General features: G+C 71.4%; 10 protein-coding genes. 1 reads left to right on the top strand and 9 read right to left on the bottom strand.

The genetic code is table 11. The annotated features are described in order from the left end of the window. Positions 1-22: 22 nt before the first annotated feature. From MYL53_RS06785 to MYL53_RS06825, 9 genes are all read right to left on the bottom strand, one after another. Positions 23-1213: an AGE family epimerase/isomerase gene (locus MYL53_RS06785; protein ID WP_247852860.1), complete on the bottom strand. Its 1191-nt coding sequence runs from the start codon at positions 1211-1213 to the stop codon at positions 23-25. A 78-nt stretch (positions 1214-1291) separates the two neighbouring features. Then, on the bottom strand, positions 1292-2776 hold the full coding sequence (locus MYL53_RS06790; protein WP_425591740.1) for a sensor histidine kinase: 1485 nt from the start codon (positions 2774-2776) through the stop codon (positions 1292-1294). Beyond that, positions 2773-3498, bottom strand: a complete 726-nt coding sequence (locus MYL53_RS06795; protein ID WP_247852861.1) for a response regulator — start codon at positions 3496-3498, stop codon at positions 2773-2775. The genes MYL53_RS06790 and MYL53_RS06795 overlap by 4 nt, the downstream gene beginning before the upstream one ends. 77 nt (positions 3499-3575) lie before the next feature. After that, positions 3576-4373 (bottom strand): HAD family hydrolase, encoded by a 798-nt coding sequence (locus MYL53_RS06800; protein ID WP_247852862.1) that lies wholly within the window; start codon positions 4371-4373, stop codon positions 3576-3578. 89 nt (positions 4374-4462) lie between these two features. Then, entirely contained in the window at positions 4463-6154 is a 1692-nt protein-coding gene (gene nagE, locus MYL53_RS06805) for an N-acetylglucosamine-specific PTS transporter subunit IIBC (protein WP_247852863.1), read from the bottom strand. Next, positions 6151-8688, bottom strand: a complete 2538-nt coding sequence (gene ptsP, locus MYL53_RS06810; protein WP_247852864.1) for a phosphoenolpyruvate--protein phosphotransferase — start codon at positions 8686-8688, stop codon at positions 6151-6153. Before ptsP ends, nagE begins: the two co-directional genes overlap by 4 nt. 55 nt (positions 8689-8743) lie before the next feature. Further along, complete coding sequence (locus tag MYL53_RS06815) at positions 8744-9754, bottom strand: SIS domain-containing protein (RefSeq protein ID WP_247852865.1); 1011 nt, start codon at positions 9752-9754, stop codon at positions 8744-8746. Further along, entirely contained in the window at positions 9738-10856 is a 1119-nt protein-coding gene (gene nagA / locus MYL53_RS06820) for an N-acetylglucosamine-6-phosphate deacetylase (protein ID WP_247852866.1), read from the bottom strand. The genes MYL53_RS06815 and nagA overlap by 17 nt, the downstream gene beginning before the upstream one ends. 10 nt (positions 10857-10866) lie before the next feature. Continuing rightward, on the bottom strand, positions 10867-11604 hold the full coding sequence (locus MYL53_RS06825) for a GntR family transcriptional regulator (RefSeq protein ID WP_247852867.1): 738 nt from the start codon (positions 11602-11604) through the stop codon (positions 10867-10869). A gap of 221 nt (positions 11605-11825) precedes the next feature. Between MYL53_RS06825 and MYL53_RS06830 the strand changes: the two genes are divergently transcribed. Then, a complete protein-coding gene (locus tag MYL53_RS06830) occupies positions 11826-13766 on the top strand; it encodes an exoribonuclease II (protein WP_247852868.1) in 1941 nt (646 codons plus the stop codon). Positions 13767-13919: the final 153 nt, after the last annotated feature.

The following is a 13919-nucleotide window of genomic DNA, read 5'->3' on the forward strand; positions in this document are numbered from 1 at the left end:
GCTGGATAGTATTGCCGAGATATTACGGCGCTGAAACATCTCGCCCGGCCAGGGCATCCATGACGTCGTGGCAGGCGCCCATGGTGTGGTAGTCGACCTTGCCGGCCGGGCTCTTGACGTCGGAGTAGCGGCGATTGTCCGGGGTCAGGATGCGGTACCAGGCACCGTGGCGGTGGTCGATGAAGTGGCGCCAGCTGTAGTCCCAGAGTCGTTCGTACCAGCGCCAGTAGGCGGGCCGGCCGGTGCGCGCGCCGAGCAGCGCCGCCGCCGCCAGGCTCTCGGCCTGCACCCAGAAGTACTTGTCGCCGTCGCAGACCCGCTGCGCCGGATCGAGGCCATAGACCAGGCCGCCATGATCACGATCCCAGCCCGCCGTCACGCTGGACAGGAACAGCCGTTCGGCCGCGGGCACCAGCCAGGGCTCGGGGCGATGACGCTCCAGCATCACCAGCAGCTTGGCCCACTCGGTCTGGTGCCCGACCTGATAGCCCCAGGGGCGGAACAGGTGGGCGGGATCGTCGCGGTTGTAGTCCCAGTCGGGGCGCCACTGGTCGTCGTAGTGCTCCCAGATCCAGCCGTGAGGATGATCGCGATTGGCCGTCACCATGGCCCGGGCGATGGCCAGCGCCTGGTCGAGGAAGGCGGCGTCGCCGGTGGCCTCGAAGGCGGCGATCAGCGCCTCGCAGCCGTGCATGTTGGCGTTCTGGCCGCGATAGGCCGACACTCGCCAGTGCCGGTCGGCTTCGTCGGCGAAGCGCTGCCACTGCGGCTCCCAGAAGCGCTTCTGCAGCAGCCGATGGACGGCGTACAGGCCGTCTCGCGCTTCGTCGATGCCGGCCTTGAGCGCCTCGGCATGGGCGAGCAGCACGAAAGCCAGCCCGTAACAGTGGTTCGTATCGTCCTCCACCACCCCGGCGTCCAGGGTCCAGGCATAGCCCTGTGTAGCGGTCTGGAAGTGCGCCCGTTCCAGATAGGCCAGGCCATGGCGGACCCAGTGGCGGTACTCGTCACCGCCGCCGTGACGGGCATAGCGAGCGTAGGTCACCACATAGCGGGCGCTGGAGACCAGATGCCGGTGGCCGCGATCGAGGATGGTGCCGTCGTCGAGCAGGTAGTGATGGAAACCGCCGTGCGGGTCGATGGCGCGAGGATGGTAGAAGGCCATGGTCTTGCGCACATGGGCGGCGAGAAAGTCGCGATCGTAGACGTTCACTGGGTGCCTCCTGCAGGAATATCGGGTCCAGCCTAGCGTGAGCCGCCAGGAATGCGTATTTCCGAATGCTGCGAAGTGTTACGGGGCCAGCGGGCCGGGACGGGGCAGCTCGAGGCGAACCACCAGCCCGCCACCGGGGGGATCGAGCAGCCGCAGTCGTCCGCCATGGGCCTCGAGGATGTGCCGGGCGATGCCCAGCCCCAGGCCGCTGCCGCCGGTATGCCGGCTGCGCGACGGTTCCAGCCGCACGAAGGGCTCGAAGACCCGCTCGCGCTGGTCCACCGGAATGCCCGGACCATGGTCGCGGATATCGAGGCGCAGCGCTTGCGCGTCGTCCGTCAGGCGCACCTCGGCCCGCCGCCCGTAGAAGACGGCGTTCTCCAGCAGGTTGGCCAGGCAGCGCTTGAACGCCAGCGGCTTGACGGCCAGCGGCGCCGCCTCGCCCTCGACGGTGACCTCGCCGCCCTGCAGACGCAGCTCGCCGGCCAGCTCGTCGATCAGCGCCCGCGGCGCGACGGCGGCGACCTCCTCGTGCATGTCGAGCCCCTTGACCGAGTCCAGCGCGCCTCTCACCAGCCGATCGAGCTCGTCGAGGGAGGCGCAGAAACGCTCGCGCTGGGTCGGGTCGTCGAGCATCTCGGCACGCAGCCGCAGGCGGGTGATCGGGGTCTTGAGATCGTGAGAGATCGCCGAGAACAGCCGCTCGCGCTCCTCCAACTGGTGTCGAATGCGCCGCTGCATGCGATTGAAGGCCGCCGCCGAGGCGGCGACCTCCCGCGGCCCGCCCTCGCCGAGCGGCGGCGCATCCAGATCGTCGCCGAGGCGTCGCGCCGCCCTGGCCAGCCGCGCCAGGGTCCGCGTGGCGCTGCGAATGCCCAGCCACGACAGGCCGATCACGGTGAGCAGCACCATCAGCAGCACGAACAGGCGATCCGCCGACAGCCAGTGACGCGCGTCCAGCCCCTCCGGCACCGGCAGCAGGGTGGCCACATAGAGCCACTGGTCGGCCTCCAGGGGGAGCTGCACCACCAGGATCGGCTGCGTCGGCGGCGCCGTCAGCAGGCTGTGCTGCCCCCAGCGCGGCGGCAGGTCGCGCAGCGGCACCTCGTTATTGAGCAGCCGCAGGGTGCCGGGTTCGGAGAAGGCCACCAGGGCGTCGGTAACGCCGAGTTCGGCGCGCAGCACTGCATGGAAATTGTCGATCACCAGCCGCGCCTCGGGCCCTCCACCGGCGTCGGCCACGGCGATGCGGTGATCGTTGACGCTGACGAAGAAACGCGTGCCGCCCATGTCGCGCAGCTGGTCGAGCACGATATGGCGATAGCCATAGGGCAGCGAGCGGAAGAAGCGCACCGTGGAGGCGACGCTATAGGCGATATCGCGCGACAGCTCGTCGAGTCGGGCGAGCCGGCCGTCGCGCACCTGTGTCGTCCAGATGGCATAGCTGGCCAGCTGGGCGCCGAGCACCCCCACCAGCATGATCAGCAGGAAACGGCCGCGCAGCGTGCGCGGCAGCCAGCGCGCCAGCCGCCGCCGGCCGCGCCGCCAGACACCCCGACTCACGCGATCACGTCCACCCGGGTCGCCAGCACGTAGCCCGCGCCGCGCACGGTGCGAATCAGCGCCGAGTGCTGGGCATCCTCGCCTAGCCGCTGGCGCAGCCGGCAGACGTGCACGTCGATGGAACGATCCAGCGGCGGCGCCGGACGCCCGCGGGTCAGGTCGAACAGGACATCTCGCGACAGCACCTTCTCGGGGTGATCGAGGAAGGCCTGCAGCAGCGTGAAGTCGGCGCCGGAGAGAGCGCTGCGCGCGCCACCGGCGTCGATCAGCTCACGGGTGATGCGGTCCAGCCGCCAGTCGCCGAAGGCCACTACCCGGGCCCGCGCCGGGGCGACCGCCGGCTCACGGGGCCGGCAGCGCCGCAGTACCGCCTTGACCCGAGCCAGCAGCTCGCGGGGATTGAAGGGCTTGCCCAGATAGTCGTCGGCGCCGAGCTCGAGGCCGAGGATCCGGTCGGTCTCGTCGGGGCTGGCGGTCAGCATGATGATCGGCAGCTCGCCGTCGCGGCGCACCTCGCGACAGATCGCGAAGCCGTCGTCGCCGGGCAGCATCAGATCGACGATCAGCAGGTCGGGCGCCTCGCTGGCGAGCAGCTCGCGCAGCGCCACGGCGTCCTCCGCCACCAGGGCGCGATAGCCGTGCCGGCCCAGATAGTCGGCCAGCAGGTCGCGAATCTCCGGGTCGTCGTCGACCACGATCAGGGTAGCGGCGGGAGTCGTCATGCCAGACACCTTACCCGCGCCGCCGTCGTCGGGCGATACCACCATCGTGGCAACGCCCGCCTCGCACCCGCGCCGGCCTAGAGGGCGAATCGCTCGGCCAGATGCCGTGCCACGGCCGCCTCGGCGTGATGGCCGATGCGCCGTGCCTCGGGCAGGCGCGCGTCCAGCTCGGGGTGGCCGTTGGCCATGATGTGGGCCTCGCCGGCCAGCGCCAGCATCTCGGTGTCGTTGAGGTTGTCGCCGAACGCCAGGCAGCGCCCGGCGGGCAGGTCGAGCCGTTCGAGCAGCGCCGTCAGCGCGGTGCCCTTGTTGACGCCCTCGGCCATGATCTCCAGCGAGTTACCCATGGAATAGGTGACGTGCAGTCGCTTGCCGGCGCGGCGACGCACCTCGCCCTCGAGCTCGGCCAGGTGCCCGGGCTCGCCGATGTAGAGCACCTTGCCCACGCCCTCGGCGGCCAGCCGCTCGGGCGCCACCACCCGATAGCCGAAGCCGGTGTGGGCGTGCAGCGCCAGCAGCCTCGGCGCCTCGGCGTCGATCACCCACTCGTCATCGTGGTAGAGGTTGAGGCGCACGGCGTCGGGGCGCGGCAGGTCGATCAGCGCGCGGGCCAGCTCGACCGGCAGGTGGCGCGCCACGATCAGGGTGTCATCCGGGGCGTGGGTATAGGCGCCGTTGGTGCTGATGATATGGGCATCCACGCCCAGGCGGTCGCGAAACGCCAAGATGTCGCGATAGTGGCGCCCCGAGGCCAGGGCGATGTGGTGCCCGCGCGCCGCCAGGGCGCGCAGGGTGGCCACGGTGTCGTCCGCCAAGGCGTGATCCGCCCCGAGCAGGGTGCCGTCGAGGTCGCTGACGATGAGATGGGCCGACATGGGCGGCGCCCTCCGCTGACAAGAGTGTGCGCCCATTCTACCAGCCCCGGAGGCGTCGCTCGCGGTCGCGCGGCGCCCCCGGAGCGGGCTCAGCCGGCGTTCAGCGCGCGGGCCAGCGGCGTGGCCTGGTCGCCGACCACCAGGTGCCAGGCGCCCTGCCCCAGCGACTGGCGTCCCCGACAGCCCAGGGCCTCGAGGGCCGCGACGTCCAGCCGGGCCTCGTCGGCCAGCTCGACGCGCAGCCGGCTATGGGCCAGGGCCTCCAGGCGACGCAGGTTGTCCGCCCCGCCCAGCGCCTCGCGCCAGCGGCCGACTCGCTCGGCGTCCGGCGCCGGCACCGTCTCGGCGGCGACCGATGAGGCGTCGCCCGGCGAGGCATCGCCGGGGGCGGCCACGCCCTCGGCCGCCAGGGCGACACGAATCTCATCGGCCACGCCGTCGGCGATCGGACCGAGGATCACCTGCAGGCCTCCTCCGCCCAGCTTGAGCACGCCGCGGGCCCCCAGCCCCTTGAGGGATGCTTCATCGATCGCCTCGGCATCGGCGAGCACCAGCCGCAGCCGGGTGGTGCAGGCGCCGACGCTCTGCAGGTTGCTCGCCCCGCCGAGGGCGGCGACAAAGGCCGGCCCACGCTCACCGGCGGCCGTCGGCGCCGCCTTGGCGGCCTCAACCTCGGGCTCACGGCCCGGCGTCGGCAGATCGAAGCGCACGATGGCCCAGCGAAACACCATGTAGTAGAGGGCGGCGTAGGCCAGTCCCACCGGCAGCATCAGCCAGCCGTGGGTCGACAGTCCGTAGGACAGTGCATAGTCGAAGGCGCCGGCAGAGAAGGTGAAGCCGAGCTTGACGTCCAGCCACTGCATCAGGGCCATGGACACCCCGGTCATCACCGCATGGAAGCCATAGAGCAGTGGCGCCAGGAACATGAAGGTGAACTCGATGGGCTCGGTCACCCCGGTCAGGAAGGCGGTCAGCGCCAGCGACATCAGCAGGCCCCCCACCTGAGCGCGTCGCGACCGGGGCGCGGCGTGGTACATGGCCAGCGCCGCCGCCGGCAGGCCGAACATCATCACCGGGAAGAAGCCGGCCATGAAGCCCCCGGCGGAGGGGTCGCCGGCAAAGAAACGGTTGAGGTCGCCGGTGGCACCGTCGAAGCTGCCGAACACGAACCACACGAAGCTGTTGAGCACGTGGTGCAGGCCGGTGACGATCAGCAGCCGGTTCAGCGCGCCGTAGACGAACTTGCCGAGCGCTCCGGCCTCGATCAGCCAGTGGCCCAGGCCATCGATGCCGGACTGGATGACCGGCCAGGCCCAGCCGAAGACGATGCCGAGCCCTACCGCCGCCAGCCCGGTGGCGATGGGCACGAAACGCCGACCGCCGAAGAAGGCCAGGTAGTCCGGCAGCTGGATCGCCTTGTAGCGGTTGTAGAGCAGCCCCGCCACGCTGCCGATGATCACCCCGGCGAGCACTCCCATGTTGATGTCGGGGTTGAGAGTCTTGAGCACGGCGTCCAGCACCAGGTAGCCGATCACCCCGGCCAGGCCGGCGGCACCGTTGCTGTCGTCGGCGAAGCCCACCGCCAGGCCGATGGCGAAGATCAGCGCCAGGTTGGCGAAGATGGCATTGCCGGCCTCGGCGACGAAGGCGATGTCGAGCAGGTCCGGCTGGCCCAGGCGCAGCAGCAGGCCGGCCACCGGCAACACGGCGATGGGCAGCATCAGCGAGCGGCCGAGCCGTTGCAGGCCGGCCATGAGTCGGGAACCGAGGGTGGTGCTCATGAGGGCATCCTCTCGTGAGTTGTTGTTGTGGTGGTGGCTTGCGCGTCGAACCATCCCGCCAGGCGCTCGCGCACCGCGGCGGCGTCGTCGAGGGCCAGCAGCTCGGGGATCGTCCCGGCAAGGGCCGCGACGTCCAGGCGACGCAGCGCGGCCTTGATCGCCGGGACCCGGGCCGGCTCCACCGAGAGCTCGTCGACGCCCAGCGCCGCCAGCAGCGGCGCGGCCAGATCGTCGCCGGCGGCGGCGCCGCACACCCCGACCGGACAGCGCCCGGCGGCGCCCTCCACGGTGGTGTGGATCAGCGTCAGTACCGCCGGATGCAGCACGTCGGCGCGGGCCGCCAGCCCGGGATCCTCGCGATCCATGGCCAGGGTGTACTGGGTCAGGTCATTGGTGCCGATGGACAGGAAGTCGGCCTCGGCGGCGAGACGCCGGGCACACAGGGCCGCGCTCGGCACCTCGATCATGGCGCCCAGCGCCGGCAGTCGGATCACGCCCAGCCCCTCGGCGAGACGCTCGAGGCGCTCGCGCACCCGGGCCAGCTCGCCGGCATCGCCGATCATCGGCACCATGATGCGCACCCGCTCCGGGGCCGTGACGCCGAGCAGCGCGCGCAGCTGGGCATCGAGCAGTTCGGGATGACTCTCCCACAGCCGCGAGCCGCGCAGGCCCAGCGCCGGGTTGGGCGCCTGGGGCAGGCGCAGGTAAGGCAGCTGCTTGTCGGCGCCGATATCCAGGGTGCGGATGATCACCGGCTTGCCGCCCAGGGCGTCCACCGCGGCCTGGTACTCGCCGCGCTGGTCGGTCTCGCTGGGTGCCGCGGACCGTTCGAGGAACAGGAACTCGCTGCGCATCAGGCCGATGCCGTCGGCGCCCGCCTCGGCGGCCAGCCGCGCCTCGTCGGCGGAGCCGATATTGGCGCCCACCTCGATCTCGCGACCGTCGCGGGTGACGGCCGACTCATGGGCGGCGGCCCGCTCCCGGGCGGCGCGTTCGGCGCGCTCGGCGATGGCCGCCTCGACTTCGGCCAGGCGCGCGGCGCTCGGTGCCGGCTCGAGCCGCCCGGCTTCGGCATCGAGCACGGCCCGCTCGCCGTCGAGCTCGCCGATGCACTGGCCCATGGCCACCAGGCAGGGAATCCCGCGGGCCCGGGCCAGGATCGCCACGTGGGAGGTGGTACCGCCGGCGGCGAGACACAGCCCGGCCGGGCGGGCCTCGGCCAGGGCCACCAGCTCCGAGGGGGTGAGATCCCCGGCGAGCACGATGGCCCCGGCGGGCACCTCGGGCACTGACGCCTCGGCCTCGGCGAACTCGGCCATCACCCGGCGCTGCAGGTCGCGCAGATCGGCGACGCGTCCGGCGAGCAGCGGGTTGCCACTGCCGGCCAGGCGCTCGGCCTCGGCGTCCAGTGCCTCACGCCAGGCCTGTCCGGCGCTGCGGCCCGCGGCGAGACGATCGTCTGCCGCCCGGCGCAGGTCGGGATCCTCCAGCCAGGCCTGGTGGGCGGCGAAGATATCCGCCTCGGCCTCCTGACCGGCCGCCCGGGCGCGCCGATACTCGGCATCGAGGGCGTCGCCCACCGTTTCCAGGGCTCGGGTCAGGCGCGACGCCTCGACCGACTGGCCCTCGCCGTCCCGCGGCACCCGCGGCAGCGCCGGGGTGTAGGCAACCAGCGGGCCGATCGCCAGGCCGGCGCTGGCTACCAGGCCGGGATACTGGCCGTCGGTGACTTCGGCGAGGCTCGCCTGAGGTGCCGGGGCAGGCTCGGCGGCCTCGGGCGTGGTCAGCAGCCGCTGGGCGGCGTCCAGGGCCGCCTCGGCCCGCTCGCCCCGCGCCGTCAGCGTCAGCGACGTGCCCTCCACGCCCCCCAGGTTCATCAACGCGCTGAGACTGTCGGCGGCGGCCTCGTCCTGCGCCGCGGCGACCGTCAGGCTCACCGCATGTTCCCGGGCAATGGCGCGCAGCCGCGCGGCAGGCCGGGCGTGCAGGCCGGCGGCCAGCGCCAGGACCAGCTCGCGAGAGCGGGTCGGCCCGTCGGCCACGGCGGCCGCCGCGTGCTGCTGCGTCGGGACCAGGGTCAGCAGCGCGTCGCCCTGGGCCACGTGCTGCCCGCTGGCCCGCTCGACCGGCGCAAGCCGGAAGCCGGCGGGCTCGGTGACCACCAGCGGGGTGATCAGGGCCTTGGCCCGCCGCGCCAGCAGGTCGGGGGCGAAGCGACACAGCGGCTGGCCGGCGGCCACCCGATCGCCGGTCGTGACGACCAGTTCGATGCCCTCGCCGTCCAGTTCGACGGTATCCAGGCCCAGGTGCAGCAGCAGCTCGACGCCCTCGGCGGTGCGCAGGGTCACGGCATGGCGAGTCCGGGCACACTGCACCACTTCGCCGTCGCAGGGGGCATGCAGGGTGTCGCCCAGGGGATCCAGGGCGACGCCCTCGCCCAGCGCTCGGCCGGCGAAGACCGGGTCCGGCACCGCGTCCAGGGACAGCAGCACGCCGTCGCACGGCGCCTGCAGGATCAGGGATGGGGTAGGCATGGAAGTCTCCACGGAGTTGTTATTGTGCTCGACGGCGGCATTCGACGCCCGGTGATCAGGCGGTGAGCGTCACCTTGCGTAGATGCCGCGGATGATCCGGATCGCTGCCTCTGGCCGCGGCGAGCCCTGCCGCCATGGTGTAGAAGCTCTGGATCACCGACAGCGGCTGCAGGTCGTCGTGGCCGGCGTCGACGAGCGTCAGGTGACGCCGGGAGACGCCCGCATCCGCGGCCAGCAGCACCTGGGCACCCACGCCCTCGAGCCACTCGGCCAGCTCCAGCAGCCCCGCCTGCTCGGGGCCCGGCGGCGCGAACACCAGCACCGGATAGCCTTCCTCGATCAACGCCATGGGACCGTGGCGCACCTCGGCTCCGCTGAACGGCTCGGCCTGAAGGGTGCAGGTTTCCTTGAGCTTGAGAGCCGCCTCCTGGGCCACCGCCAGCCCCGGGCCGCGGCCGATCACCATCATCCGCTCGACACCGACCAACGCCTCGACGGCCGGCGTCCAGTCCTGCTCGGCGGCCTCCACGAGTCGCTCGGGCAGCGCCTGTAGCGCCGCGAGAAGCCGCTCGTCGCCGGCCCAGTGGCCGACCAGCTGGGCGCCGGCGGACAGCGTCGCCATATAACTCTTGGTCGCCGCCACGCTGCGCTCCTCTCCAGCGAACAGCGCCACCTCGTCGTCGCTGGCGGCCCCCAGCGGCGACTGGGGAGTGTTGACCAGCGCCAGGGTGCGGGCCCCACCGGCGGCCATAGCACGCTGAGCGTCGATCAGGTCGGGGCTCTGGCCCGACTGGGAGATCGCCACCGCCAGCTGGCCGGACAGCCGCCAGGGAGCATCGGACAGCGACGGCGGCAGGGAGGCGACCGGGATACCCAGGTGCTTCATGATCAGATACGCCAGATAGGCCGCAGCATGATCCGAACTGCCGCGCGCCACGGTCAGAGCACCATGCGGTGGCGCCTCACGCAGACGAGCGCCCAGATAGGCCAGGACCTCGGCATTGCGCTGCAGCTGGCCGCGGATCCGCTCGGGGGCGTTGCGGGCTTCATCAAGCATCAGTGACATGGAATTCTCCTTCGATGCGCCGGCCCGCCACGTGGACGGCCTGCAGGTTGAGGTCGGGGTCCAGGACCACCAGGTCGGCCCGGGCGCCCTCGCTTAGGCGACCCAGGTCCTGGCGGCCGAGGAAGTCGGCGGGAAAGCGCGACAGCCGGTCCGAGGCCTCGGCCAGCGTCAGGCCGAGGCTCACCAGGTTGCGCAGCGCCTGGTCCATGGTCAGGGTGCTGCCGGCCAGGGTGCCGTCGGCCAGGCGCACCCCGCCCAGGCACTTGGTGACGGCCTGCTCGCCGAGCCGATAGTCGCCGTCGGGCATGCCCGCGGCGGCGGTGGAGTCGGTGACCGCGTAGAGACGGGGAATGCTGCGCAGGGCGGCGCGGATGGCGCCGGGATGCACGTGCAGCAGGTCGGGGATCAGCTCGGCGTAGTCGGCGTGGGCCAGGGCCGCGCCGACCATCCCGGGCTTGCGGTGATGCAGCCCGCTCATGGCGTTGAACAGGTGGGTGAAGCCGCAGGCGCCGTGCTCGAGCGCCGCCACCCCATCCTCGTAGCTGCCCAGGGTGTGGCCGAGCTGCACGCGGATGCCACGCTCGCTGAGCTGGCGGATCAACGTCAGGTGGCCGGCCAGCTCCGGGGCCAGGGTCAGCAGGCGGATCGGCGCCAGCCGGCCGAGCGCCTCGATGTCCTCGAGCACGCCGGGGCGGGCGTGGGAGGGCTGGGCGCCGAGCTTGCCGGGATTGATGTAGGGGCCCTCCAGGTGCACGCCCAATACACCGGCGGCGTCCGGCGCCGGATCGCGCAGGTAGTCGCCGATGTCGCCGAGCACGCGGCGAATCTCCGCGTCCGGCGCGGTCATGGTGGTGGCCAGCAGGCCGGTGGTGCCGAAGCGCGCATGGGTGCGCGCCACGGTAGCCAGGGCCGCGCCGCCTTCCATCACGTCCGCCCCGCCACCGCCGTGGACGTGCAGGTCGAGGAAGCCGGGCAGGATACGCGGCAGGTCGTTGTCATCGGGGTCCACCGGCGTCTCGGGCAGGACGGTGAGGCGCCCGTCGCGCCACTGCAGCTCGCCGAGCCGCCAGCCGCAAGGGGTCAGCACATTGCCGTAAAGCATGGTGAGGGTCCTATGAGCGGGTCAGTTCGACGACGAAGTCGTAGTAGTCGGTGCGGCAGTAGGTCACGGTCAGCTCCGCCGGCGTGCCGTCGGCGAGGTAGCCCAGCCGCGTCACCTCAAGCAGCGCCTGGCCCTCGGGCACCTCGGCCAGTCGTGAAAGCTCCGGGCCAGCATTGACCGCGCTGACATGCTGTAGAGCCCGCACCACGCTATGTCCGGCAACATCCAGGGTGGCGTAGAGCGAGCGCTCGACGGCGCCGGGATCGGCGAGAATCGCCTGGGGCAGACAGCTCTCCTCCACCGCCATCACCACGCCGTCGGCCAGGCGCAGGCGCTTGAGCCGGGCAACGCGCGCATCGCCGGCGAGCCCCAGTCGCAGGCTCTCCTCGGCGGTAGGCGAGGACAGGGTGCGCGATAGCCAGCGCGAACTCGGCGTGAAACCGCGCTGGGAGAGCATCTCGGTGAAGCTCACCAGCCGGGTCAGCGGCTGGTTGAGACGCGGGGTAATGAAGGTGCCGGAGCCGCGGGTACGGCGGATCAGACCCAGCTCGGCCAGCCGATCCAGGGCCTTGCGGGCGGTGATACGCGAGACGTCCAGCGCCTCGGCCAGGGCCCGCTCGGAAGGCAACGCCTCGCCGGCCAGCCAGGCGCCGGCCTCGATGGCGCACTCGAGCCCGCTGGCCAGCTGGTGATAAAGCGGCGTGGGCAGCGCCGTGTTGAGATGTAGCTGTTGCAGACGGGGATCCATGGGCGGCCTCATGCTGGCGTCTTGATATAACCAATGTAGACCAACAACAATACCAATAAAATACCAATGACCTTGCACCTTGGTCTGAGCCCGCATGGGCGACGGTGGGCGCATCCGTCAACAGCATGGCGACACGCCACCGGCTTCGGCCCCACGCCCGATTGGCGCCGGCTGGCGGAATACGTATAGTGGCCCCCCTATCCCGCCAATCGATCGTGACCATGCTGCAGAACAACTCGGCGCTTGCTCAGCTCAAGCAACAGATCCGCGACAACACGCCCCGCGTCGAAGGGGTCATCAAGGCCACCGACCGCGGCTTCGGTTTCCTCGAGACCGACGACGGCGAGTCCTACTTCGTGCCCCCCCCCGCCATGAAGAAGGTGCTCCACGGCGACCGGGTCGAGGCCATCCTCCACGAGGAGGGCGAGAAGAAGTCCGTGGAGCCGGACACCCTGATCGAGAGCGGCATGGAACGCTTCATCGCCCGCGTGAAGAAGCGCGACGGGCGGCTGTCGGTGATCCCCGATCATCCGTCGATGAATGCCCCGCTGAAGGCGCGGGTCAAGCGCAGCCTCGACGAGGCAAGCCTGGGCGAAGGCGACTGGGTCGTGGTGCGCCTGGTGCGGCACCCGCTCAAGCCCGAGGATCGCGGCTTCTTCACCCAGATCGATGAGCTGGTGGCCAAGACCGACAACCCGGCGGTGCCCTGGCGGGTGACCCTGGCGCGCCACGCCCTCGAGCAGGAATGCCCGGATGCCGGCGACGACTGGCCGCTGCGCGACGAGGGCCTCGAGCGCGAGGACCTGACCGCCGAGCCGTTCTTCACCATCGACGGCGAAAAGACCCGCGACATGGACGACGCCCTGCGCGTCGAGCGTCGCGAGGGTGGCGGCTGGACCCTGACCGTGGCCATCGCCGACCCGACCGCCTACGTCGAGGAAGGCCACGCCGCCGACCTGGAGGCCCGCACCCGCGCCTTCACCGTCTATCTGCCGGGCCAGAACGTCACCATGCTGCCCCAGGCGCTGGCCGACGACCTGTGCTCGCTGTGGGAAGACCGCGACCGCCCGGTGCTGGCCTGCGCGCTGAACATCGAGGCCGACGGCAGCCTGGGCGAGTACCGCTTCTTCGCCGCCACCGCGCGCTCCCACGCCAAGCTGGTCTACGACCACGTCTCCGACTGGCTCGAGGGCCAGGGCGACTGGGCGCCGTCCGAGGCCATCGGCGAGCAGCTCAAGGCGCTGCGCGAGCTGACCGAGGCCCGCGCCGACTGGCGCGCCAAGCACGCCCTGGTGTTCAAGGACCGTCCGGACTACGTGTTCGACCTCGACGAGGCCGGCAACGTGCTGGGCATCCGCACCGAGGAACGCCGCATCGCCAACCGCATGATCGAGGAATCGATGATCGCGGCCAACGCCTGCTGCGCCGACCTGCTGAGCCAGCACGTGGGCCACGGCATCTTCAACGTCCACCGTGCCTTCGAGGCCGACAAGGCCGAGGCGGCCCAGGAATTCCTGGCCGGCCAGGAGATCCAGGTCGAGCTCGAGGCGCTCACCGAGCTGCCCCGCTACAGGGAGCTCAAGCGTGAGCTCGAGGGCCGCGAGGACGCCTGGCTGGACGCGCGCCTGCGCCGCTTCCAGGGCTTCACCAACATGTCCGCCCAGCCCGGTCCGCACTTCGGCCTGGGGCTCGACGCCTACGCCACCTGGACCTCGCCGATCCGCAAGTACGGCGACATGGTCAACCACCGCCTGATCAAGCGCGTGCTCAAGGGCGAGCAGGCCCCGGCCGAGGCCAGCCAGGCGCTCACCGAGCAGCTCACCGAGCGTCGCCGCCTCAACCGCCTGGCCGAGCGTGACGTCAAGGACTGGCTCTACGTGCGCTACCTGACGCCGTCCGCCGAGGCCAACGAGAGCTTCGAGGCCGAGATCATCGCCATCAACCGCGGCGGCATGCGCGTGCGCCTGACCGCCAACGGCGCCACCGCCTTCATCCCGGCCCCGCTGATGCACAGCGACCGCGACAAGGTGGCGATCGACGACAAGGACGGCCGCATCCAGATCGAAGGCGTCGAGCGCTACAAGCTCGGCGACGTGATCCGCGTGGCCCTGACCGAGGCCCGCGAGGAGACCCGCTCGCTGGTCGGCCGCCCGGCCGAGTAAGCGCCCTCCTCGCGCGATCCCTCGCACGCAGCACGGCGGCCCTCGGGCCGCCGTTCTGCATTTCAGGGTCTCCTTCGGACCCACGCCCCCCGCCCATGTCGCCGAACTGTCGCAAAGCCCACGTAGCGTGAGGCCTGAACCATCGGCCCGCGC

It is taken from the genome of Halomonas getboli, from assembly GCF_023094245.1.
GTDB classification, from domain to species: Bacteria; Pseudomonadota; Gammaproteobacteria; order Pseudomonadales; family Halomonadaceae; genus Halomonas; species Halomonas getboli.

Coding starts and splice junctions, on each gene's coding strand:
- MYL53_RS06815 (WP_247852865.1), bottom strand. CDS start 9,754: ATGTCACTGATGCTTGATGAAGCCCGCAACGCCCCCGAGCGGATCCGC.
- MYL53_RS06825 (WP_247852867.1), bottom strand. CDS start 11,604: ATGGATCCCCGTCTGCAACAGCTACATCTCAACACGGCGCTGCCCACG.
- ptsP (WP_247852864.1), bottom strand. CDS start 8,688: ATGCCTACCCCATCCCTGATCCTGCAGGCGCCGTGCGACGGCGTGCTG.
- MYL53_RS06795 (WP_247852861.1), bottom strand. CDS start 3,498: ATGACGACTCCCGCCGCTACCCTGATCGTGGTCGACGACGACCCGGAG.
- MYL53_RS06830 (WP_247852868.1), top strand. CDS start 11,826: ATGCTGCAGAACAACTCGGCGCTTGCTCAGCTCAAGCAACAGATCCGC.
- nagE (WP_247852863.1), bottom strand. CDS start 6,154: ATGAGCACCACCCTCGGTTCCCGACTCATGGCCGGCCTGCAACGGCTC.
- MYL53_RS06800 (WP_247852862.1), bottom strand. CDS start 4,373: ATGTCGGCCCATCTCATCGTCAGCGACCTCGACGGCACCCTGCTCGGG.
- nagA (WP_247852866.1), bottom strand. CDS start 10,856: ATGCTTTACGGCAATGTGCTGACCCCTTGCGGCTGGCGGCTCGGCGAG.